Genomic DNA, 24210 nt, shown 5'->3' on the forward strand with positions numbered 1-24210 from the left:
CCCTCCAAGTAATAGTGTAACATCCATGTATGTACATGGTCTTTTTACACTGTCTACTTAAAGGGGATAATATCAACAATCGGTCTTTTTTCTTATATTAATAAAAATTAGAAATAAATAGCATTGTATTTCATACCACAATGCAAATATTATAAGATGGATATACACTGATTATAGATTGAAAATAAGTTTGTTATCAGTTTTTTTAGAAATCTTACAAGCGTGTAAGATAAATGAAAGATGAATCAATATGTGCTATAAGACAATTCATTTACACTTTATAGTGAGCAGTGGAAATGAAGGGAGAATATAAATGGAAATTTTACATGCAAAAAGTATTAGTAAAGTATATAAAGGGAAAATACCTTTTAAAGCATTGGTAGATATTGATTTATCAATTCAAGAAGGTGAATTTGTAGGAATTATGGGACCATCAGGTAGCGGGAAAACAACATTATTAAATATGGTATCTACTATCGATTCTCCATCATCAGGAGAAATGTTAATAAATGGTACAAATCCTTTCCAGTTATCATCAGACAGTTTAGCTTTATTTCGTAGGAAACAATTAGGATTTGTTTTTCAATCATTTAATTTACTTAGCACACTTACAGTAAAGGAAAATATCGTATTGCCGATGACATTAGATGGTGTATCTGTACAAGAAATGAACAAACGAGTGGAAGAAATTGCAGAGAAATTAAATATTGCAGATATATTGAGTAAAAGAACGTTTGAAATATCAGGGGGGCAAGCTCAAAGAACTGCAATCGCTCGTGCAATCGTTCATAAACCACAATTATTACTTGCCGATGAACCAACTGGGAATTTAGACTCTAAATCTTCAAATGATGTAATGGAGATGCTAGATACTCTTAATAAAGAAGAAAAAGCCACGATGATGTTAGTTACACATGATCCTTATGCAGCGAGTTTTTGCAGCAGAGTTATATTTATTAAAGATGGTCAATTATATAACGAAATTTATTGTGGTGAAAGTAGGCAAGCCTTTTATCAAAAGATTATGGATGTCCTTTCTTTGTTAGGAGGAAAAAGGCATGACTTTTCGTCAGTTCGCATTTAATAATATTTTTCGTAATAAGCGTACATACGCTGCCCATTTTTTAAGTTGTGCATTTTCTATTATGATTTTCTTTACGTATGCCCTATTATTATTTCATCCTGATTTACAAGGGGAGTTAAAATCGACAAGTGCAACAATAAGTGCATTTGGTACGTTAGGATTTACCGTTTCGCAAGGATTAATTTTTGTATTTTCATTTTTCTTCATTCTATATTCAGTCAGTTCATTTTTAAAAACGCGTAAGAAAGAATTTGGCATATTAATGATGCAAGGTATGTCAATGCGACAGCTTAAGAAATTATTATTAATTGAAAATATGTTAATTGGATTTGGTTCAATTTGTATAGGGATTCTCATTGGACTCGTATTCTCTAAGCTAGTGTTATTGATAAGCGCAAGTGTATTAATGATTAACAATGGCCTACCTTTTTATATACCAGTGCAGGCGGTATTATTAACAGTCATCACGTTTCTTTTCTTATTTTTAATTGTTTCGCTTGTTACTTTTAAAATGGTAAAAGTAACAGAACTTGTAGAACTCATTCAAGCAGAAGAAAAACCAAAACCTGAACCGAAATCTTCAATTTTATTATCGCTACTTTCTTTAATTAGTATAGGATGTGGGTATTTATCAGTATTTCATTTTATTTCAAATCATAGTTTTATTACGCTCGGAACGGGTGTACTTTTAGTAATTATAGGAACGTACTTTTTATATACGCAATGTAGCGTTTATATATTGTATCTGGCAAAAAGAAGTGAATCTTTCTTTTTAAAGAGAACGAATATATTAACATTCTCAGAATTGATTTATCGTATGAAAGATAATGCAACCATGTTTTTTATAGTATCTATTATTTCAGCAGTTGCATTTACAGCAATTGGTACGACAGCTGCTCTCGGTAATAGGGATTTAGTAAGAATGACAAATCCGTATACATTTCTGTATGTAAGTTTTGAAACAGACAAAGAGGTAGATAAAAATCTCTCTACTATAAAAAAACATCTTGATGATGCTAATATTCCTTATCGAATGGCTTCGTCTTCAAATAAATATACAGAAAGTAACGTATATGTAATAAAGTTAAGTGAATATAACGAACTTGCGAGAGCACTCGGGTATCAACAAGAAACGATTGAAAAAGAAGATGAAATTTTACTAATTCCTGGAATGGTATCCCAAAAACAAGAATTTAGAAATGGTGACTATAAAAAGAATATTGAAGTCATTCAAGGAGATTGGACAAAGACATTTCGTGTGAAAAAAGCTGTAGAAAATTTAGTTTTACCGCATGATACTAGAAGTATTTATATTGCTGTTCAAGATCATGTGTATGATGGAATTCCTGTTTCTCCTGACCAAGATGATATAGGTGATCAAAATCGTACTTACGGATTTGTTGTAGATGATTGGATGAAAACGAAAGAGATTTCAAACCAATTAAATAGTATATTTGAAAAAGATGTTAGCAAAGATAATTTCTACTTTCAAGCTTTAACATTAGATTTGTTAAGTGTTTTAGTCGGAATCGTCTTCTTCACATTCGCTGCTAGTTTTATCTATTTTCGATTATATACTGATTTGGATCGCGATCAACAGCAATATAAAATGATTTCGAAAATGGGATTAAGTAAACGAGAGTTAAAAAAAGTTGTAACGAGACAATTATTATTAATGTTCTTCTTACCGATTGTCGTTGCAGTAATTCATACTGTAGTCGCTTATACGGCATTACAACAATTAGTCGATTTTTCTATTTTAAATAGCTCTATCGTTATTTTAATTTCATTTATATGTATACAAGTTTTATATTTCTTTATAACTCGTTGGCGGTACCTACAAAAGCTGTATAAAACTATGGAACAATAGAGGATATCAACTATTAAGATTACAGGAAATCATGTGAAAAACAAATTGAATTATGAAAGGAACCGTGATGAAAAGAACACTAACTATCTTCATGTTAACTATAATAATTTTAATAAGCTTAAGCGCATGTTCTAAAAATGAAGACTTATTCCCAGCTAACGGTGTACTAATAATTGGAGATGAGAATAATGCTTCACCAATTATTAATCGTTATAAGGAAAATACGAAAGAAAATGAAGTTTATTCAGTGAAAACAGGTGAATTTGGAAAAGGGAAGGTACTAATATTAAATGAATCTACTGCGCAAGCGATGATTAAAGAAAAGATTTTTTGTAAACGGGATAATGTATCCAGTTCTATGCCTATAGACACATTACCGAATTTTCCAAAAGAAGGCTCATTATTATTTACACATGAAGACGAAAAGACTATACAAAGTATTGAAATAGAAGGAAGAGAGATTCCTGTTAAATATGATAGTAATGCTTGGATTGGTAACACTCGTAATTATGGGTTTCAATGGTATGTGATTGTAGCGAAAAATAGTGTATATAAAGAAATAAAAGCAAATGAAACGAAAATGCAACTTCTTCATCTGAAAAAATCTTTAGGTGACGAAAAACCTAAAATGTCGACAGATAATACATTGATTAATGAAAATGTAAAAGTAAGAAAGCTAATTAAAGGTTTAGAAGGAGAAGTATCTTTTCAGTTTGTAACGATTGGAGAAAAATCTTAAAAAAGAGTTCGAGGTTGATAGAAACTTTATCGATCTTGAACTCTTTTTATGTATAGATCATTTAGAGAACATAAACTACATTACTTCATTTAATCGAGTCTCGTTCGTTTCTTCAATCGAATTTGGATTTTGAGCCGAACTATTTTGAGCTTCTTTTTCTTTACGGACTTTTTGTAGCATTTCAAGGATGATCCATAATGGAACACCTTTATCTTTCAACATCTTCCATAAATCTAATTCGTTAAATTTATGCTTAGGCTGTTTCATTTCTTTTTCAGATGAACAAATATCGAACTTGATAGGATCATTCGCTTTCTTACCTTCAAGTTTAGTAGAAGAGATAGTATTATGCTCAAGATTAGATGGAGTTATTTTAGTAGGTTGAGATAATGTATGAATGTTTGATCCGATTTGCATGCTTTTTCCTTCTTTTCAAGCAGCGGAGTTAGTTTTCTTATGATCTTTTAATCCGTTGAACATGAGGAAACTATAGCTAATATTGTAAAAAATAAATATTAACTTGAATTAATATTTATCAACATTTATATATGTTTTCTATATATACAACGTATATAAAATACTTTACATTATGTTTAAGTTAAAAACTGATTGTGTCAATCTTTTTCACAGAAAAATGAAAGTGTTTAATTAGGGGGAGAAAGTATGGGGAAGTTATTTTTAAAAGTATGTTTTTTCACATTAGTAACTGTTTGTTCATTCGCAGCGAAAACAACTTACGCTGAAGAGAGACAACAAAATAATTATCCTATCATTTTAGTGAATGGATTTGCTGGATGGGGTAGGGAAGAAATGTTAGAGGTAAAATATTGGGGTGGTGTTCATGATATACAGGAAGATTTAAAAAGAAATGGTTACACAGTACATACTGCTGCTGTTGGCCCTGTTTCTAGTAATTGGGACCGTGCATGTGAATTATACGCGCAAATTAACGGTGGAACAGTAGATTATGGTGCGGCACACGCTGAGAAACATGGACATAATCGTTTTGGTAGAACATATAGTGGTTTTGCAACGAATTGGAGTGAAACAAATAAAGTTCATTTAGTTGGGCATAGTATGGGAGGACAAACGACGAGAACATTAGTACAGCTATTAAAAGAAGGAAGTTATGAAGAAAAAAATTATGTGAAAAATCATCCGAACACAAAGATATCACCACTATTTGAAGGTGGTAAATCGTATGTTCATAGTGTTACAACTTTAGCAACTCCTCACAACGGGACAACACTTGCGGATGGTAGTCTATTGCTTCCGTTTGTTAAAGATTTACTCATTACAGCTGCGAGTTTAGGAGGAAACAATAATTTATCGTTATATGATTTTAAATTGGATCAATGGGGTATGAAAAAAAATGCTGGAGAGTCCTTCTTCCAATATACTGATCGGATATTAAATAGTGCAATTTGGAAAAATACAAAAGATATTAGTCAATGGGATTTAAGTACTGATGGAGCAAAGGAGTTAAATAGTTGGGTAAAGACACAATCGGATGTATATTACTTATCGTATAGTGGACATGCATCACAAGCAGCACCTATAACGGGTTTACAACTACCTCATATTACAATGAACAAAGTGTTAATGGGGAATGCAGTTTTCTTAGGTTCCTATGCAAGATTTGAAGAAAATCGCCCATTAATTGATACATCTTGGTGGCAAAATGACGGTGTAGTAAATACAAATTCTATGATTGCGCCTTCGTCTAATATTGCTGTATATAATAATGAGTTTTTACAGGCTGGAAAATGGAATCATATTGAAACGAAAGTAAATTGGGATCATCTCGATATGGTAGGATTAAGTGTTTCAGACACGTTAGGTTTTTCTAATATTCAAGAGTTTTATAGAACAATTGCAGAAAAGTTATCACGGCTACCGCAATAGTTAATAATAAAGCGCTCTCGATGGAATTCGGGGGCGCTTTATATTATATTGAAAGAGGGATATGGAAGAAAAATATGGGGGGATATTATGAAAATACAAGTTGTTTTATCAGGATACGGGACTGTAGGAAGAGAGTTTATAAAATTAGTAAACGAAAAATATTTATATATATACGAAACATATGGAATCCATTTAGTTGTAAGTGGCGTATTAGGTAGAAATATTGCAATACATAATGAGGAAGGTTTGTCTATTCATCATTTACTAATGTATGGTGGCGGTACTGCTGCGATTGAAAAATATATAGAACATCATCCAGGCGAACGTGCAACAAGTGGGATAAGTGGTACTGTATTGGTAGAATCAACTGTTACAAATCTTAAAGATGGAAATCCAGGAAAACAATATATAAAACAAGCGATGGAGAAACATATGGATATTGTAGCAATTTCGAAAGGTGCACTTGTTACTCACTGGAGAGAAATGAAGGAAGCAGCAAAAGAAGCGAATGTACGAATTCGATATAGTGGCGCAACTGCCGCAGCACTACCGACATTAGATATTGGACAATTTAGTTTAGCTGGCTGCAATATTGAAAAAATAGAAGGAATATTAAACGGGACAACTAATTATATACTTACAAAAATGTATGAAGAAGATGTTACTTTTGAAGAAGCACTGAAAGAAGCGCAAAATAAAGGAATTGCTGAGACGAACCCAATACTAGATGTAAGTGGTTCAGATAGTGCGTGTAAATTGTTACTTTTGGCAAACAGCTTGATGGGTGTTGAGAATACGCTTACAGATATACATATAAAAGGAATCGAAAATGTTACAAAACAACAAATTCGAAATGCTAAGGAGCAAAACAAATATATTAAATTAATAGCTTCAGCATATAAGGATAAGGATGGTAAAGTGAATCTTAATGTAGAACCGCTTGAAATAGAAAAAGACCATTCACTAGCAAAAGTAAATGGAACTGAAAAAGGAATAACATTCTTTACAGATACAATGGGACAAGTTACTACAATTGGTGGAGCTTCTAATCCACGCGGAGCCGCAGCAGCTGCTTTAAAAGATGTAATTAACTTATATCGTAGAGATTTATAGCAGTAAAACTTATACCTTCAAAATTCGAATGGAGCAAAAAAGTTAGGTGGGATCCTTATTGCCCATATATATCCGATTGATGCGGGCTAATAATCGGTGGGGGATGAACAAAATCCCCACTGATTAAAGTTTCACTTTATTAGACCGTACCGCTATTAATAAAAAATACATATGTAGTGGACCTTTTGAAAATGAAATAAATATGCAAAAATGATTGCAGGGGGTAAGGATTTGTTTAAAGATTTTAAAGTTGTGAAAGATCGTCCTGTTTATATTCAACTGAAAGATTATTTAAAAAAGATGATTATGAAAGGACATTTGTTAGGGAACCAAAAGATCCCATCAACAAGGGAACTGAGTGAATTACTATCTGTGAGCAGAAATACAGTACTCGCTGCTTATGCGGATTTAGAGCAAGAAGGACTCATTTATGCAGTTAAAGGAAAAGGAAATTTTGTTGCGAAGGTTGATATTTCTAACACTTCGTCTGTTGAAATAGATTGGAAAAATAAACTCAATACAGTTACCGCATTAGCGGATGAATTAGATTTAATGAAACATGGTGTTCGCTGGGAAAAAGGAATGATTGTTTTTAATAGTATAGCACCGGATGAAAAGCTATTTGATGTTGAAAATTTCAAAAGAGCTTTTCTTACTCGCATGTCCATTGAAGGGGATATCGTACTGAACTACGGATATGCAAAAGGTTATAGACCGTTAATGAATTATTTACTCCATTACATGGAAATGAAAGGTGTAGATATTTCGAACAAAGATATTTTAATTACAAATGGATTTACAGAAGGATTAGATATTGTATTATCTTCTTTATCGAAAAAATCAGGGCGTGTTATTTGTGAAAACCCAACTCACCATGCTGCATTGAAACTTTTTCGTTTACATGGACTTGAAGTTCATGGGATTAATATGAATGATGATGGTATTGATACGAATGAAGTAGAAAAAAGTTTGCGTGAAAAGGATTTTGATTTCGCGTATTTAATCCCTTCTTATCATAATCCAACTGGTATTGTTACGAGTTCGGAGAAAAGAACGGAATTGATGAGATTATTTTCAAAATATAAGATTCCTATTATAGAGGATGGATTTAATGAGGAATTACGTTATTCAGGTTCACATTTAGCGCCATTATTAACTTTTGCTGGGGCTGGTAATAATGTGATTTATATTAGTAGCTTTTCAAAGGTACTTTTCCCTGGTTTACGTGTAGGTTGGATCATCGCAGATAAAGAACTCATTCATTATTTAGAAAGTGTAAAAAGAGCAAGAACCATTCACACATCAACGTTAGATCAAGCTGTTTTGTTTCAATATTTACATGAAGGATATTTTGAAAAATATTTAAAAAAAGCAAGATCTGTTTATAAGAAAAAATATGAGTTAACTGTTGGGGCGTGTAATCAGTACATTCCGTTTAAAAGAATGACTGGAGATGGTGGACTTCATTTATTTATAGAGTTGGAAGAAAAAATTCAAGCCCGCGCACTTTTACAAAAGTGTTATGAGAAAGGAGTTACGTTTTCTCCTGGAGATGTTTTTTACTCTGATGGAGGAGGAGAGAACACATTACGCTTAGGCTTTTCACGATTGAAGGAAAAAGAAATAGTTAGTGGGATTCAAATAATTGGTGAAACTTTAAAAAATGAAACTTGGAGTTGAGAAAATGAGAATTGGCGTTATTATGGGAGGAGTATCCTCTGAAAAACAAGTATCAATTATGACTGGGAATGAAATGATTGCACATTTAGATAAAAATAAGTATGAAATCGTTCCAATTACGTTAAATGAAAAAATGGATTTAATTGAAAAAGCGAAAGACATTGATTTTGCATTGCTAGCATTACACGGAAAATACGGAGAAGATGGTACAGTTCAAGGAACACTTGAGAGTTTAGGTATTCCATATAGCGGTAGCAATATGTTATCTAGCGGTATATGTATGGACAAAAATATTTCGAAAAAGATTTTGCGTTATGAAGGAGTAGAAACACCAGATTGGATTGAACTTACAAAAATGGAGGATCTAAAGCTTGATGATTTAGATAAGTTAGGATTTCCGTTAGTGGTAAAACCAAACTCTGGCGGCTCGAGTGTTGGCGTAAAGATCGTCAATGATAAAAATGAATTAATCTCAATGCTGGAAACTGTATTCGAATGGGATTCTGAAGTAGTAATTGAGAAGTATATAAAAGGTGACGAGATTACATGTTCAATTTTTGATGGTAAACAGTTACCTATCGTTTCAATTCGACATGCAGCTGAGTTTTTTGACTACAATGCAAAATACGATGATGTTAGTACAATTGAAGAAGTTATAGAACTTCCAGCTGAAGTACAGGAACGTGTAAATAAAGCGTCATTGGCATGTTATAAAGCATTAAAATGTAGTGTTTATGCAAGGGTTGATATGATGGTGAAGGATGGAATTCCATATGTAATGGAGGTTAATACATTACCAGGAATGACACAATCAAGTTTACTACCAAAAAGTGCAGATGCGGCTGGAATTAATTATAGTAAACTATTAGATATGATAATTGAAACTTCATTAAAAGTAAGGAAAGAAGAAGGTTTTTAAGATATTTGTACAATTAAAACTTTTGATAGTTCTACGAAGTATGCTATGATAATTGCAATACGACAACCAAATATTTATCCACTAGGGGGGCCTTTATAGGCTGAGATCAAATGGGAATTTGAGACTCTTAGTACCTGATCTGGTTAATACCAGCGTAGGGAAGTGGGAAGACAATCATAATTAACGAATAAATAAACATTGTCTATTTCACTTTCTTTACGCCTGTAAAGAAAGTTTTTTTATTTTACAGCTATAATAATTGTGGGTAAACACGTATGGTTTATAAATTATTGGAGGGATATAAATGACTTTTTCACAATCATTACGTAAAGAAGTAGATTCAATTTGGGAAGCTAGTTTTAATCATCCTTTTGTAAAAAAACTTGGCGAAGGAACGTTAGATTTAGCTAGTTTTCGCTATTATGTGCTTCAAGATTCATATTATTTAAGTCATTTTGCTAGAGTACAAACTTTAGGAGCGGCAAAGGCACTGGAATTAGAAACGACAGCTCGTATGGCACACCATGCTCAAAATACATACGAGGCAGAATTATCATTACATGAGAATTTTGCTAAGAAATTAGGGATTACAAAAGAAGAAAAAGATAATTTTATCCCTGCGCCAACTGCATATGCATATACATCTCATATGTATCGTGCAGCTTATGAAGGGCATTTAGGAGATATTATTGCAGCTATTTTACCTTGCTACTGGTTATATTATGAAATTGGTGAGCGTTTAAAAGAGTGTCAGCCAGAAGAACCAATTTATAACGAATGGATTTCTGCTTATGGATCTGATTGGTTCCGTACATTAGTTGAAGAGCAAATTACACGGTTAGATACTATCGCTGAACAAGTGACAGAGTCTGACCGCAAGCGTATGAAACAGCATTTCATTATTAGTAGTCAATATGAATATTCATTTTGGGAAATGGCTTATACTTTAGAAAAGTGGCCAGTGGATACAGATGTAAAAGATGTAATAAGATAAAGAAAAGAGGTATTGCTAATACGTATGTATGGACAATACTTTTTTTAGGTTTTTGTAAATCATAAATACAACACAAGCGCTTGGTATGGCGCTCAAGGCAGGCTTGTAGGTGGATGGTATGAAACTGACAAAAGAAGAACGCAAAGAGCTCACATACCAAATTGGCGATATTATCGAACAGAAATGTAGACGTTGTTATTATAACCGTACATCTAACGAATGTTTCAGTATCAATGAATGTAAGGAGTGCCCGACTGGTGAAGAATTACGCCAGTTGGGTAGATACCTTGATACGCAGCCGAGAAATCGTGGTGGAAAACGAAAAGATATACCCATTGGGCTTACTCCGGAGCGTGTACGCGAATTGAATTAACAAGGCATCCCAGATAAAGATATTAGCATTATGTATAATCGTAGCCCCTCTTATGTAGAGAAAATGAAACAACAATGGAAGCAAGCTGGTGTTTGGAAAGGACTAACTATTTATAGTTTAAACAAGCATTAATTAATTATACAAACAAAAAAAGAGCACTTTGTATAGGTGACATGATAGGGCGTGCGTAATGATCGAGATAATTACTTCCCGCATATTTATATGTTTTAAATAAAGGCCCTTTTCGTATAGATTGTTGTTTTTTTGCGATGAAAATAAGACCTTAGATTAAATCCAGGTCTTAAGTATTTATGAAAGCTTTCTTCGTATGGCGATATTAATCTTCAACACGATTTCCAAGTCCAAACAATCACCTAAATAAATGCACAAGGTAGAATCCGAAAATCAGCTTTATAAATATTTACTAAAATTCTATTTTTTGTGCACATTACCATTTAGAATATTCTTGCATTTTCTAATATTTCGTTTGATTTGCTGATTTTCAAAAAAATAAACCTCTGTACCTGCCCAAATAAAAACCCAACACACAATGCTTAATACTCCTGCAACATAGGCATGAGTGCTTGAAAGTTTCAAGAATATTAACCCAACAATAATACCAAGCACAAACAAAACAATAGCCTTTTTGACATTTCTCGAATATGTATATTCCTCTTCGTTCAAGAGGTTAGAAAAAGTGTTAAATGTGGCAGTCTTCAATGACTTTTCGTCAAAATCATTCTGACTTAAAAAAAATATTTCTACTTCTTTTCTTTTGCCACTGTGCAGTTTTGACAAAATAAAATCTTCAAGGTCAGAGCTTAGGTGAACATCATCTGAGCTATAATATCTTGAAAACGGAGTATCAGTTTCATCTAAATAGATATTTATACTTAATTCATCTTTCATGTTAACCCTCCTTTAAATCCAATTTACTAGTTGAAAGTCAACCTTTTATCAGTATGGTCAAGATAGCAACAATTCTTACGAAAACAGCGTAAATAAAAAAATAGAACAGAATCCTTATTTAAACATAAAAGAGCGCTTTCCAATGCGTTCTCTGACCAAAATTTATATTGAAAAAGAATACCACATGTTATCGTATGTATGCTTCTTAGGGGTTTGTGGATTTAATAAAAAATCTTTATTTGAGAAGGAAGAGAACTAAATGGAAAAATTGATCTATGATTTTGAGTTAATGATACAAGAGGGTGATTCTGGTGTTCCCAGTGGGTCCGACGGATAGAAGGGATATATCATCAATAAATACATCTGAACTTCCAAATTCGGGGAACTTAGCGATAACTATTGATGCTGTATTAGCTGTAGCCGGCACTGGAGAAGCAGTCTCATAAACTTCTAACCAATCTTTTTCGTTGTTATCGGGGATACGATTGAAAAGTATAAAAGTAACTCAGCCGTCTTCCAAAAAAGTATTTTCATTATAATATTGAACATTGATAGCTATCAAAGGGCTAGGAAATGGTCCGGTTTTAGTAAGGGACACAAAAAGTTCGAACGTTTCATTTTGGGATACTGGAACTGCTTGAGCAATAATAGCGTTAGTTAAACCTCCAGATAATTTAGCGCTGTAAACACTAGAATGGCTATTCAATAAAATCCACTCTAGTAAATAAAAACGCTATTTTAGTAGAAAGGAGGGTGAAGATGGAAGATAACATAAAGCTTTTGGCTGATGAAGGAATGTTAGGGATGGAGTACAAGGAAAGAAAAATTCGTGTATATAACACGGAAGGTAATGTGATGGAATTACTTTCAACAAAAGAACAGGTTCAAGAGGCTATCGATTATTTAAAAGAATGCCAAAAAGAAATGAAGTAATGTCCTAAAGAGTAATCAGATCGAACGGAGGGGAACCGTACCGTATGAATCAACCTTCTAGGCATGTAATAGAGGTAATGTTAAAAAGGGGAATTGTAATACATGGGTTTATATTGTATAATTTGAATGTAACGTATTAATGGTGTGAGAGGTGTGATGTATGTGCTACGTTTAATAAAATACAGATAATAAGTAAATATTACTTTCATTAGTGTTTCATTTTAATTGTATTATCCAAATTGATAAATGTAATTTAAGGAATTTGTTTAAATTGATTAGATTAAGTAATTGTTTTTCTAGTTTTTGATGATCAAGATAAATGAAGAAAGGAAGTACTCATTTCATGGAAAAATTACGGTTATTAACATTTGAAAATATAGTGGAACCCCTTTTAAACGAAAGTGTATCATTCATATATTTTCCTATTGAATGGCTGGATATTGTAGAGATACATTATAAGACGTTTTTATTAACAAGTAAGTTGAAACGCTTGAATGAAAGATTGTATGATATGTTTTCTGATATATTGTTTATTCAGCATAATCCGTATGTATTAAATGAAAATACACCATGGATTATATCAAAAGAACCGATTAGGCAAGAACAGCTTGATTATATTTTCCAAAGTTGGTATAAGGTTATTCATGATTGGAAACCAAATCAATTACTAGAACCACCCAAATATGAATGGCATAACGAATTAATTTCTAATTTGCCAGTATTACATGATAATGAAACGTATTCTAAGTGGAACCCCGCTTTAATTTCGCATGTTTTTTGTGAACAACCTGTAAAAATGAACGATAAAATTGAAGAAGAAATCTATTTTTCCCCACTACGTTCACAAAATATTTGTGAGTCCATGTCAGAACCAATTAAAGATGAAAAAACACAAGATTTTTTCGCTTATGTATATCGGTTTGAATGCATAACTCGCGCAGGAGGGAATATCCCATTATTAAATGTTTCAGTAGGAATTCGAAGGTTCTATCAAGAATATAACCATCCAGAATATAACCATCCAGATATCCCTTTACTTTTGAGACGAAAACGGGGCATGATATTAATTTCTACCTCAGAGTTTACATTGAATAATAAAAAATTGCGGTTTGTAAAGCTAAAAGTACAGCAAGCGACAAACGGTATAAAATGGATTAAGTTATTTAGAAATTTAAAAGATGATTTTCATATAGGTGGAGAAGTTGAATTAGATCATATTCTTCAATATCCAAAAGACTATATTATGGGGACAAATAAAACAGTGTTACTTCCATATAATGAGAGAATATATAAAGTTCAAGGTACTAAAATAAAATCTGGTATAAAAGTAAAGGATAGAGAGTATTTATTTAAAGAATTTCAGCGGAAATTCTCTTATTTTACATTACTTCCAAAATGCAAAAAGGTAGTAACAAATAATGAAAATGAATTATTTCCTTTAATTGCACCAAAAGGGTTAGAGACTTTAACGTTAGAAGTTTGGTCCGACAATATATTAATGGAAATAGAACAAGCATTAATTGAAAGTGAAATTGTTTTAGCTAAGATTGGTGAGGCATCTTATGTATTAAATGCAGATTCTCCAGTATTGCTAAAGGTAGTGAGATTTAATATAGAAAAAGTGTTGCAAAATCCATATAAAATGCAATATTGCCAGAAATATAAAACAAATCTTGTAGATGATGTAATGAAAGCTGTATATGCCACTGCAGGTGAGCGAAATGATGCAACGTTAGCGTTAATCGCAATGGAAAATTGTGATGGGCGAGAGAAAATTGACCCAAAACAAATCGTCCGAGAAGGATTTGCACGAACAAAACGTATTTCAGCCTTTATTAATTTATTTATAGGCCAAAGTGTATCTCGTGAAACAATTGTGAATAGTATTCTAAGCTTACTAGAACAAAAAGGATTTTTGAAGCGTAGTTGGAATAAGATACATTTACCTTGTACATATGTTAATTTATCAATTGAAAGAATCTCGAAATTTGATTTCCTACCTATTTTTTCGAAAATACAAGGCAGAGAAATTTCATATATATTATATGGGAATACAGAGTGGCAAACGATTGACTGCGTATTATTAAATATAAATGAACATAATGCATTTTTGCCACAACCATCAAAAAGAAATGATATGGGGGCTCTTTTTAAACAATTTGTTTCCGAAACATTAATGGGAATTTTACAACATGCGAAAGAGCGAACTGAACAAGTTTATTTCATTGTAGATGCGGATTTGAGAAAATATTGGATAAAAGAGTTACAAAATGAAAAAATTGATATAGATATTTTACCTGAGATTGTTCCGGCTATGCAAAAGATTCCAAATATAAATGTCATAAGAATAAATTCAGCTTTTGATGTGCCAAGCTACGATGTGATAGAACATGATAATGTTACGGATGGCACAGGTTTATATGCAGATCAAAAAGGTATGTATTACAGCACTGGTGAATACACATTAAATTGTAGTGAAATATTGCAGCGATATATCCTTGAAATTCTACCATTAGGTGTAAAATCTGTAGAAAGGGATTATATCGTTAAAATGATACATTACATGTGCTGTAATTCCAGTATGCTCTTGGAAAAAAATCTCCATATGACGTATTCCATGCATATGGTTAAAGTGATAAAAAGTTACATCACAGATATAGATGCAAGAGAGTTTAAAGAGTTTGAAGATGAATTAGATGTAGATATAATAAAAATGGAAAAGAAAGATTCAGTGATTCTACTTTAAATAAAGTAAACAAATCCTGCTCGTTATAGCGATCAGGATTTGTCATTTTTCTATGTAAATAATGCTATCCTTTGTCATGTATCTTTTCTTTTACGTATTTACTTTATTCACATACAGGATTAAGATGTTTTTTAGAAATACAAAATCTACATCATTTGGAAAAGTGATTTTTATTTAGTGAAAAGAAATTTGAAAGGAATGGGGAATTGTGAAGAAATTAGATGTGCTATTAATGTTACTAAGCGGCCTCTTTCCAATTGCAGGAATTATAAAGCAAATCCCTCTAGAACAATCTTTATATATTGGAGGACTATTATTTTTTACTAGTTTCGGTAGTTATTTTGCGAAAAAAGTATATTCACGTATATGTAGCTGGATAGCGTATGCACCATTTATAACATTACTGTTAGTCATATGGAACCAGGATATATCAACAAGTTCAATAATTACGAACGCAAAAATTGCCGCTTGTGTCGCGTTAATTCCGTGTTTATTCCGTTTTCGTACATATGGACTTACTTTGGGCTTATTCTCGTTATGGGCTGCTTTACTATGGGATATAAAAGAAGTACAGTCGTTAGTCATACTTGAGCGTATGATGAATTTAATGACAAGCCATTATTTATATATTCTTCTTTTAGTTGGAGGACTTATATTAGGTGGATTACTTGCGATGTTATTACACCGTAAAGAGAAAGACACTAATAAAGAAAATACTAATTTATTTAAACAAAAAAAGAAACGTAAAAGGCTATCATTTAATATTCGCCTTCCAAGATTACCGAAACTTAAAATGAAATTATTTAAGTTTCGCGGAAAAGCATCTAAACATAAAGCACCAGAAAGAGTCCATGAGCATAATTACGAAGAACCAGTTGCGAAATATGAAATGACAGAGCAAATAGATCAATACAATGAAGGCACTGTTCAAGGGCAAACAAGGATGGAACGCCGCAGAAGTAGGTATAATGCATAATGAAATTTAGTAACCTCTTAATGATTTATCTTAAAATCGATTAATCATTAAGGGTTTTTTTATGTAATTATATATAGGTTGCTAATGAGGGATTTAAAGCATTTTTTTAAGATAGGGACTTCAATAAAATAATGGGAGAAAAAATACTTGTTATTATATATCTGCTTGTATATTATTCTTAGTTAGCTTTTTACATGTTTATTGGGACTTCGGAGGTAAGTGGAGGACAAGTAGTGTTATTCCAACTAAATCTGGAAAAAAAGCATTTTTGCCTCGTGGAGGAATGACATTATTCATTGTGTTACTATTAAGTATGGCAGCAATAATTTTATTACATCAAGCAAATGTTGTTCATTTTGCAGTTCCTCATATAATAGTTCAAACGGGTTCCTGGATTTGTATGATTGTATTTTTCATTAGAGTAATTGGTGAGTTTCATTATTTGGGTATCTTTAAACGAAAAAAGATACGCACTTTGCTAGAATGGATACTATTTTATATATTCCTCTTTGTCTTTTTTTATCTCTTACGTTTTTATTAGTAATAATCAAGTGAAAATATATGATACACTATAACTTACGTTATTTTAGTAATGAATAGAGGGATTTACATGATAGATAAAATTAAAAATGTTGTCGATGAAATGTATGAGGATGAAGCAAAACATTTACTGCAAAGTCTCCTTATACAATTAGATTTATTAGAAGAGAACTATAGTGAAGATACGATTAAACACTTGATGAGTATACCTAAGCAGCTGACGAATGATATATCCTATAAAAGAAATGTAAAAGAAAGTACACATATTCATATCACTTTCGATGAATCAACAGGTGGTTGTTTAAAACATATGTTAAGTCAAGAAGAACTATTTGAGGAGAGTGTTGTTTCATTCTCTGAATTCTTTTCAATTGGACCGATACACCAATTACATACGAATAAAGGGCAACTAGTAAGACAGCAATGGTTATTAAACAATCTAACTACTTATGATGGTTATTTTGAAGAAGAATATCTAATGAATTTTATGGAAACTTTAGAAGAACTACATTCTATTCCAAATGAAACACCAATTACCATCTGGAAGGCGAATAACGCACATGAACATGTAGGCCTTTGTTTTGTAATGGCTCAATTAAAAGATAAGAAAAATATTCGTATAATTAATACATCTGAAGCGAGCAGAGAAATATTAAAACAAGAGTATGATATACGTGGAACGGGTGAATTGCCGCCCGAAAGTTTAGCTACTTTCATAAGGAATTCTGTAGAGTTATCATATTTAACTAAAGAGACTAGAGAAAAGTTTGAACATGAATGGGATAGTTTATCGAATAGTACAGAGTTATTAAGAATTTGGAAAGACAATGAAGTACATTCGGTGAAAGAAGACTATTTTGATCCTTTTATTATTGAATGCGCAAAAAGAATAGGTGCTGATAAAGACTTCCTTAAAGCTCCGAGAGTAATTGGGGAAGTGCTTGGTCATGTCGAACAACTTGTAGGGGATACCTTTTTAGAATACCGATTGAAAGCATTAATTAATCAAGATTTATTTGAATTTAAAGGTTCACTAGAAGAAATGCGTTTTTATAGTGTGAAGTTGAGTAAATAAAAAATACATTCCGTTTATGAAAAAGCTTGTAGTTTTAAAACTACAAGCTTTATTTTTTTAGTTGAATTTGGGCTATACATAAGCTTCCTACAGTTGGCCTACAACATATGTATGTTAATGGAAATGAATGAAAAGAAGGTGATATGTTAATATGTATAACCAACAAAATTATCCATATGATCAAGGAATGTATTATAATCCGCAAAACTACGGATATGAATCTGTAAATGAAGCGAGAGATATTGAACAAGAAGATTACAGACCAGATGATGCGGAAGATGCTCCAACGTCACCACCACCATCACAAGCTCCATCTTTACCGTCAACATTTGCTTCTCCTGCACAAGCTGGCAATATGAAATCATGGATGTGTAATTGCTTAGGAAGATGGGGATATTTACGTTTACATCGTCCTGGGCCTTTCGGAAGAGACTTATGGTTCTTTCCGACAGAAGTTAGAAGAAACGGAGTCTCAGGATACACTTGGCAAGGTGGCCGACGTCGTAAAGTAAGTTACCGATATCAACAAATTAGTAATTTTATGTGCTTTGCATAAAGAAGAGTGAGAGAGTAGAAAGATTATACTTTCTCACTTTTTTATTTTTCAATATACGAAGTAAGATTTTGATTAAAAATTTACAATTTTCACGTTTTTATTAGAGTATAATGCAAATGTTGGCTGGTTTTCAAAAAAAAATGAGAGTGAGGGAATACAATGTCAATGAAAAATAAAGTTGGACTAAGAATAGAAGATGGTATTAATTTAGCTTCAGCTCATTTTAAAGAAGATGCTTATGAAATTTATAAAGAATCAAGAAAAGTGCAACCTGTCCTATTTGTAAATAAAAATGAATTAGGTGCGGAGTGGCTTATTACAAGATATGAAGATGCTCTGCCACTTTTAAAAGATAATCGCTTAAAAAAAGATCTAGCAAATGTGTTTCCTCAAGATACAAAGAACATGTATCTTTCCGTTGACAATAGTGATCATTTAACTACGCACATGTTAAATTCAGATCCACCTAACCACAGTCGTTTACGATCTTTAGTTCAAAAAGCTTTTACACCGAAGATGATTACACAATTAGACGGAAGAATTCAGAGAATAGCGGATAATTTAATAAGTGAGATAGAGCGAAAAGGTACATTAAATCTTGTGGATGATTATTCATTCCCATTACCGATTATTGTAATAAGCGAGATGCTAGGAATTCCAAAAGAGGATCAAGCGAAATTTAGAATTTGGTCGCATGCTGTCATTGCATCGCCAGAAACACCTGAAGAAATAAAAGATATTGAAAAGAAACTATCTGAATTTATTACATATCTTCAATATTTAGTTGATGTAAAACGACAAAATCCAAAAGAAGATTTGGTCAGTGCTTTAATACTTGCAGAAAGCGAAGGGCATAAACTTAGTGCTCCGGAGCTATATTCAATGATTATGTTACTTATCGTAGCTGGACACGAGACAACTGTGAATTTAATTACAAATACAGTATTAGCACTTCTTGAAAATCCAGAACAATTACAGTTATTAAAAGAAAATCCAAAACTAATTGATTCAGCTATTGAGGAAGGATTACGATATTATTCTCCAGTAGAGATTACGACTGCAAGATGGGCGGCTGAGCCGTTTCAAATTCACGAACAAACAATCCAAAAAGGAGATATGGTTATTATCGCATTAGCTTCAGCAAACCGTGATGAAACAGTATTTGAAAACCCAGAAGTATTTGATATTACACGAGAAAATAACCGTCATATTGCCTTTGGGCATGGTAGTCATTTCTGCCTAGGTGCACCACTTGCTAGGTTGGAAGCAAAGATTGCTATTACTACTTTGTTAAAGCGGATGCCTGAACTACAAATAAAAGGCGATCGTGAAGACATTAAATGGCAAGGCAATTATTTAATGCGTTCTTTAGAGGAATTGCCTTTGACTTTCTAGAATAGTTAAATTGAGACATGCATACATTGAAAATGTTTTACATAGAGTATGTATGTGTTATTTAAATTCGAAACGGAAGGGTGAAAACATCCCAATGATCAACTAATTCTATTTTTAAGAGATCTTCGTTAAAAAACGAAATATTCTTCTGAATAGGATTAGTCTGTACATGTATAGAAAAGGGATGTATTTCGCTCTGCGAATATATAGTCTTTTTATATGATTTGTGCTGCCTCCTGTTCAGAACATGAAATAGGAGGCTTTTTTATGTCGACGACTATAGAACCGAAACAAAATCATGGGGTATCACAAGTTTTAAAAAATCGGTTTGTACAGGGAATTCTTGCATCAGCATTATTTTTACAAATAGGAATATGGGTTCGAAACTTTGCGGTATTATTGTATGTTATGGAAATGACGAAAGGTGATGCTTTCGCTATATCAATGATTTCAGTTGCTGAATTCGCCCCAATTTTTATTTTTTCATTCATTGGTGGAACTTTTGCTGATAGGTGGAGGCCGAAGAGGACAATGATATGGTGTGAAACGTTAAGTGCGATTTCAGTATTCGCTGTATTAATTACTCTTATGTTTGGAACGTGGAAAATCGTGTTTTTTGTGACGCTAATCTCTGCAATCCTTTCGCAGTTTTCTCAACCATCTGGAATGAAGTTGTTTAAACAACATTTATCGACGGAACAAATTCAATTAGCAATGTCTATATATCAAACGATATTTGCAATATTTATGGTATTAGGACCAATTCTCGGAACATTTATTTTTCATAGTTTTGGAATTTATATTTCAATCGTCATAACAGGTATCGCATTTTTACTTGCGGCAGTTGTTTTGTTATTTCTTCCGAAAGATCTCGAGAATGAAAATGAGAAGAAAGAAATCACACTAATGCAGGAAATGCTGGATGGTATTAAATATGTAAAAAAGAAAAAAGCATTAACTTTGCTAGGGTTTTGTTTTATGGCAGCAGGACTAGGTATAGGTTTAATTCAGCCACTAGGCATATTTATTGTGACAGAGCAATTAGGTTTATCAAAAGAAAGCTTACAATGGTTATTAACAGTCAATGGTGCGGGAATGATTGTTGGCGGAGCTTTAGCGATGATGTTTGCGAAAAACGTTGCCCCGCAAAAAATGTTAATTGTAGGTATGCTCGGTCAGGCAATTGGAATTGGTATTATAGGCTACTCTACAAATTTATGGGTGACACTTACAGCACAACTTTTTAGTGGTTTAGCCCTACCGTGTATTCAAATAGGGATAAATACACTTATTATACAAAATAGTGATACAGATTTTATTGGTAGAGTAAATGGCATTTTAAGTCCACTATTCACCGGTTCAATGGTAGTAACGATGAGTATAGCTGGTTCATTAAAGGAGATGTTCTCATTAGGTACGATGTATGAGGGGACGGCTCTACTATTTGTTATTGGATTATTGTTTATCTTACCTATATACAATTTAAAGCCAGTAATAGCAGTAGAAAGTGAAATGAATGGTAAAGGAAGTGCTGTGCAACATGAATCCTAATCCAAATGTTAAATACCCAATTGAAGGAAATCAAAGCGTTCATTTTATAAAAAATACAATAACGAAATCTAATATACTTGTTGGTGACTATTCTTATTATGATGCAAAACATGGGGAAACATTAGAAGATCGAGTGTTATATCATTATGAATTCATCGGGGATCGTCTCGTTATTGGAAAGTTTTGTTGTATTGCATCTGGAGTTACCTTTATTATGAACGGAGCGAATCATCGAATGGATGGATTTTCGGCATATCCTTTTAATATTTTTGGGAATGGCTGGGAGAAATTCACACCGAACTTGTCTGAATTACCGTATAAAGGAGATACAGTTATAGGAAATGACGTTTGGATTGGCATGGATACAACTATTATGCCCGGAATAAAAATAGGGGATGGTGCAATAATTGCAGCTAAATCTGTTGTGACTAGAGACGTCGCACCATATACAATTGTTGGCGGAAACCCTGCAAATAAAATAAAAGAGAGATTTTCAAATGCAATAATAGAAAAATTATTGCAAATACAATGGTGGCATTTTGACATTGAGAAGATAACAGAAAATATCGATGCTATTGTACGAGGAGATATAGAATTATTAAGAAGCTAAAAAGGTAATAAAAAATGCATGGCAAAGAGTATCATACCTCCGAATTTTGTTAATGATAATAGAACAAGGAGGTGTGATACTATGGCACAAGACGTTTTATGTGAAGTAAACAACTGTAAATTTTGGGCTAACGGTAATAAATGTAGTGCAGATGCAATTTATGTAGTAAGTCATAAAGGTAAACATGCATCTACAACGGAAGAAACAGATTGCAAAACTTTCGATCCAGAAATATAAATTTTTGAAGGGTAGCCAACTCGAGGTTGCCCTTTTATTAATTATAGTATTGATAATAAATCTCATTTTCATTCATTATTTTTTACTTTTCTTGTTATTTTTTATATTTTCTTCATAAGAGATATAATCCAATGTAATTCATGTTCAATACGTGATTTAGTAAATTCAACAACTTCTGTAATAAAAGGTGAGACAACGTCAAGGGATTGGATGGCTGTAAGTTGTTCTCGAAGCACGTTTTGGCGCGTAGTCAAAATTTCTTTTCTAGCCTCGTAATCAAGTTTTTCGAAGAGCGCGATACGCACAAGGAATTCAGTATTGTTTGTCGCAATTTTTTCAGGAAACTCTCTTAGTATTTCATAAAAAATTTCTTCCCCTGTTTCAGTTATGTCGTACATATTTCGGTTTGGCTTTCCGACTTGTTTATGTATTTTTTTCGTTATAGCACCCATATTTTCGAAGCGCCGAAGAGCGGGATAAAGTGTGTTATGATTTAATTCGAAATTCTCACCTAACCGATTTTGAATATTTTTCTTTATTTCATAGCCGTATTTTGGTCCTGTCGTTAATTCAGCTAGTAGTAAAATATCAACGTACATAAAAATCCCCCTTATATATTTCTCAAGTTCTCCAATAAAAAATCTTCTTTAACATATGTTAAAATAACATATGTTAGATTATACAACTTTGAACTACCGACCTAACACTTTTATTGTAAAAGAAAAGGGAGGAAAGAACTATGGCTTCGCCTGAAAATGTGATTTTAGTTCATGAAATTTCAAAGCTGAAAACAAAAGAAGAATTGTGGAATCCGTATGAGTGGTATCAATTTATGAGGGAGAATCATCCGGTTCATTATGATGAGGAGCAGGATGTATGGAATGTTTTTTTATACGATGATGTAAATCGAGTTTTATCGGATTATCGCTTGTTTTCAAGTAGAAGGGAGCGAAGACAATTCGCAATCCCTCCTTTAGAAACTAGAATAAATATAAACGCTACTGATCCACCAGAACATCGCAATGTACGTTCTATTGTTTCTAAAGCATTTACTCCAAGAAGTTTAGAGCAATGGAAACCCCGAATACAGGCTATCGCAAATGAACTTGTACAACATATTGGAAAATATAGTGAGGTTAATATCGTTGAAGAGTTTGCTGCACCTTTACCTGTTACCGTCATATCCGATTTATTAGGAGTGCCAACAACTGACCGTAAAAAAATTAAAGCATGGTCTGATATTTTATTTATGCCGTATAGTAAAGATAAATTTAACGATTTGGATGTGGAAAAAGGAATTGCGTTAAATGAATTTAAAGCATACCTTCTTCCGATTGTCCAAGAAAAACGATATCACTTAACGGATGACATTATTTCAGATTTAATACGAGCGGAGTATGAAGAGGAAAGGTTAACTGATGAAGAAATTGTAACTTTTTCATTAGGTTTATTAGCAGCTGGTAATGAAACGACTACAAATTTAATTATTAATAGTTTTTATTGCTTTTTAGTGGATTCACCTGGAATTTATCAAGAATTAAGAGAAGAACCTAAATTAGTTGCAAAAGCGATTGAGGAAGTATTACGCTATCGCTTTCCTGTTACATTAGCTCGGAGGATTACAGAAGATACAAATATATTTGGACCTTTAATGAAAAAGGATCAGATGATTGTTGCGTGGGTTAGTGCAGCAAATTTAGATGAGAAAAAATTCTCACAAGCTTCTAAGTTTAATTTACACCGAATAGGAAATGAAAAGCATTTAACTTTTGGTAAAGGGCCTCACTTTTGTTTAGGGGCACCACTTGCACGTTTAGAAGCTGAGATTGCATTAAGTACCTTTATAAATACTTTTGAAAAAATAGAGTTAGCTCCATCTTTCAATTTAGAAAAATGTATATTGGAAAATGAACAAACCTTAAAACACTTACCTATTCACTTAAAAACTCAATAAATCGTTCAACAAGGTACATTGTATTGTACCTTGTTTTTTATTTCTCAATTG

General features: G+C 32.6%; 23 protein-coding genes, 2 pseudogenes and 1 riboswitch. Of the genes and pseudogenes, 21 read left to right on the forward strand and 4 right to left on the reverse strand.

Annotation, left to right across the window (positions count from 1 at the left end; all coding sequences use genetic code 11):
• Positions 1-313: 313 nt before the first annotated feature.
• The 3 genes from JDS80_RS23085 to JDS80_RS23095 are packed head-to-tail and all read left to right on the forward strand — an operon-like array spanning position 314 to position 3693.
• A complete protein-coding gene (locus tag JDS80_RS23085) occupies positions 314-1084 on the forward strand; it encodes an ABC transporter ATP-binding protein (protein ID WP_098890237.1) in 771 nt (256 codons plus the stop codon).
• On the forward strand, positions 1059-2954 hold the full coding sequence (locus JDS80_RS23090; RefSeq protein WP_199640071.1) for an ABC transporter permease: 1896 nt from the start codon (positions 1059-1061) through the stop codon (positions 2952-2954). The genes JDS80_RS23085 and JDS80_RS23090 overlap by 26 nt, the downstream gene beginning before the upstream one ends.
• Positions 2955-3006: 52 nt before the next feature.
• Positions 3007-3693 carry a lipoprotein BA_5634 family protein gene (locus tag JDS80_RS23095; protein WP_083596208.1) on the forward strand — a complete coding sequence of 229 codons (687 nt, stop codon included), beginning with the start codon at positions 3007-3009 and terminating at the stop codon, positions 3691-3693.
• 75 nt (positions 3694-3768) lie between these two features.
• Here the strand turns inward: JDS80_RS23095 and JDS80_RS23100 are convergent, their stop codons facing one another.
• Entirely contained in the window at positions 3769-4110 is a 342-nt protein-coding gene (locus JDS80_RS23100; RefSeq protein ID WP_071746104.1) for a DUF3914 domain-containing protein, read from the reverse strand.
• A gap of 246 nt (positions 4111-4356) precedes the next feature.
• On the opposite strand from JDS80_RS23100, the gene JDS80_RS23105 reads away from it, so the two are divergent.
• The 6 genes and pseudogenes from JDS80_RS23105 to JDS80_RS23130 all read left to right on the forward strand — a co-directional run bounded on the left by JDS80_RS23105 (position 4357) and on the right by JDS80_RS23130 (position 10809).
• Positions 4357-5598 carry an esterase/lipase family protein gene (locus JDS80_RS23105; protein ID WP_071746103.1) on the forward strand — a complete coding sequence of 414 codons (1242 nt, stop codon included), beginning with the start codon at positions 4357-4359 and terminating at the stop codon, positions 5596-5598.
• A gap of 87 nt (positions 5599-5685) precedes the next feature.
• The gene (locus tag JDS80_RS23110) at positions 5686-6711 is read left to right on the forward strand and encodes a homoserine dehydrogenase (RefSeq protein ID WP_071772703.1); all 1026 of its coding nucleotides are present in this window, start codon (positions 5686-5688) and stop codon (positions 6709-6711) included.
• A 231-nt stretch (positions 6712-6942) separates the two neighbouring features.
• Positions 6943-8391, forward strand: coding sequence for a MocR-like pyridoxine biosynthesis transcription factor PdxR (gene pdxR, locus JDS80_RS23115; RefSeq protein ID WP_199640072.1), 1449 nt, complete (start codon positions 6943-6945; stop codon positions 8389-8391).
• Positions 8392-8395: 4 nt separating this feature from the next.
• Positions 8396-9310, forward strand: coding sequence for a D-alanine--D-alanine ligase (gene ddlB / locus JDS80_RS23120; protein ID WP_071746276.1), 915 nt, complete (start codon positions 8396-8398; stop codon positions 9308-9310).
• 73 nt (positions 9311-9383) lie between these two features.
• Positions 9384-9488, forward strand: a riboswitch (TPP riboswitch).
• 126 nt (positions 9489-9614) lie between these two features.
• Positions 9615-10304, forward strand: coding sequence for a thiaminase II (gene tenA, locus JDS80_RS23125; RefSeq protein ID WP_071746101.1), 690 nt, complete (start codon positions 9615-9617; stop codon positions 10302-10304).
• A gap of 118 nt (positions 10305-10422) precedes the next feature.
• Positions 10423-10809 (forward strand): annotated as a pseudogene (locus JDS80_RS23130) (hypothetical protein).
• Between the two features lie 300 nt (positions 10810-11109).
• On the opposite strand, the gene JDS80_RS23135 reads toward JDS80_RS23130, so the two are convergent.
• Entirely contained in the window at positions 11110-11586 is a 477-nt protein-coding gene (locus tag JDS80_RS23135) for a hypothetical protein (protein WP_071746100.1), read from the reverse strand.
• A 311-nt stretch (positions 11587-11897) separates the two neighbouring features.
• On the opposite strand from JDS80_RS23135, the gene JDS80_RS31960 reads away from it, so the two are divergent.
• On the forward strand, positions 11898-12032 hold the full coding sequence (locus tag JDS80_RS31960; RefSeq protein WP_257208431.1) for a hypothetical protein: 135 nt from the start codon (positions 11898-11900) through the stop codon (positions 12030-12032).
• A gap of 59 nt (positions 12033-12091) precedes the next feature.
• Here JDS80_RS31960 and JDS80_RS32260 read toward each other — a convergent pair whose 3' ends face one another.
• Entirely contained in the window at positions 12092-12292 is a 201-nt protein-coding gene (locus JDS80_RS32260; RefSeq protein WP_071746099.1) for an NTTRR-F1 domain, read from the reverse strand.
• A gap of 53 nt (positions 12293-12345) precedes the next feature.
• Between JDS80_RS32260 and JDS80_RS23145 the strand changes: the two genes are divergently transcribed.
• The 10 genes and pseudogenes from JDS80_RS23145 to JDS80_RS23190 all read left to right on the forward strand — a co-directional run bounded on the left by JDS80_RS23145 (position 12346) and on the right by JDS80_RS23190 (position 22205).
• Positions 12346-12519 (forward strand): hypothetical protein, encoded by a 174-nt coding sequence (locus tag JDS80_RS23145; RefSeq protein WP_165616051.1) that lies wholly within the window; start codon positions 12346-12348, stop codon positions 12517-12519.
• A gap of 343 nt (positions 12520-12862) precedes the next feature.
• Positions 12863-15265 (forward strand): RNaseH domain-containing protein, encoded by a 2403-nt coding sequence (locus JDS80_RS23150; protein WP_199640073.1) that lies wholly within the window; start codon positions 12863-12865, stop codon positions 15263-15265.
• Between the two features lie 208 nt (positions 15266-15473).
• Positions 15474-16241 (forward strand): DUF3959 family protein, encoded by a 768-nt coding sequence (locus tag JDS80_RS23155; protein ID WP_071746097.1) that lies wholly within the window; start codon positions 15474-15476, stop codon positions 16239-16241.
• A 157-nt stretch (positions 16242-16398) separates the two neighbouring features.
• A pseudogene (locus JDS80_RS23160) lies at positions 16399-16796 on the forward strand (DUF3995 domain-containing protein).
• A 55-nt stretch (positions 16797-16851) separates the two neighbouring features.
• The gene (locus tag JDS80_RS23165; protein ID WP_071746096.1) at positions 16852-17856 is read left to right on the forward strand and encodes a DUF1835 domain-containing protein; all 1005 of its coding nucleotides are present in this window, start codon (positions 16852-16854) and stop codon (positions 17854-17856) included.
• Between the two features lie 151 nt (positions 17857-18007).
• Positions 18008-18412 (forward strand): hypothetical protein, encoded by a 405-nt coding sequence (locus tag JDS80_RS23170; protein ID WP_071746095.1) that lies wholly within the window; start codon positions 18008-18010, stop codon positions 18410-18412.
• Between the two features lie 159 nt (positions 18413-18571).
• Positions 18572-19807 (forward strand): cytochrome P450 family protein, encoded by a 1236-nt coding sequence (locus JDS80_RS23175; protein ID WP_071746094.1) that lies wholly within the window; start codon positions 18572-18574, stop codon positions 19805-19807.
• A 267-nt stretch (positions 19808-20074) separates the two neighbouring features.
• The gene (locus JDS80_RS23180; protein WP_071746093.1) at positions 20075-21358 is read left to right on the forward strand and encodes an MFS transporter; all 1284 of its coding nucleotides are present in this window, start codon (positions 20075-20077) and stop codon (positions 21356-21358) included.
• Entirely contained in the window at positions 21348-21968 is a 621-nt protein-coding gene (locus tag JDS80_RS23185; protein WP_071746092.1) for a Vat family streptogramin A O-acetyltransferase, read from the forward strand. Before JDS80_RS23180 ends, JDS80_RS23185 begins: the two co-directional genes overlap by 11 nt.
• A gap of 81 nt (positions 21969-22049) precedes the next feature.
• Entirely contained in the window at positions 22050-22205 is a 156-nt protein-coding gene (locus JDS80_RS23190) for a DUF1540 domain-containing protein (protein WP_071746091.1), read from the forward strand.
• Between the two features lie 101 nt (positions 22206-22306).
• On the opposite strand, the gene JDS80_RS23195 is transcribed toward JDS80_RS23190, so the two are convergent.
• A complete protein-coding gene (locus tag JDS80_RS23195) occupies positions 22307-22804 on the reverse strand; it encodes a PadR family transcriptional regulator (RefSeq protein WP_071746090.1) in 498 nt (165 codons plus the stop codon).
• A 140-nt stretch (positions 22805-22944) separates the two neighbouring features.
• Here JDS80_RS23195 and JDS80_RS23200 point away from each other — a divergent pair, with 140 nt between their 5' ends.
• Positions 22945-24159, forward strand: a complete 1215-nt coding sequence (locus JDS80_RS23200) for a cytochrome P450 (RefSeq protein WP_071746089.1) — start codon at positions 22945-22947, stop codon at positions 24157-24159.
• Positions 24160-24210: the final 51 nt, after the last annotated feature.

This window comes from Bacillus cereus group sp. N8, assembly GCF_016483685.1.
GTDB lineage: Bacteria > Bacillota > Bacilli > Bacillales > Bacillaceae_G > Bacillus_A > Bacillus_A proteolyticus.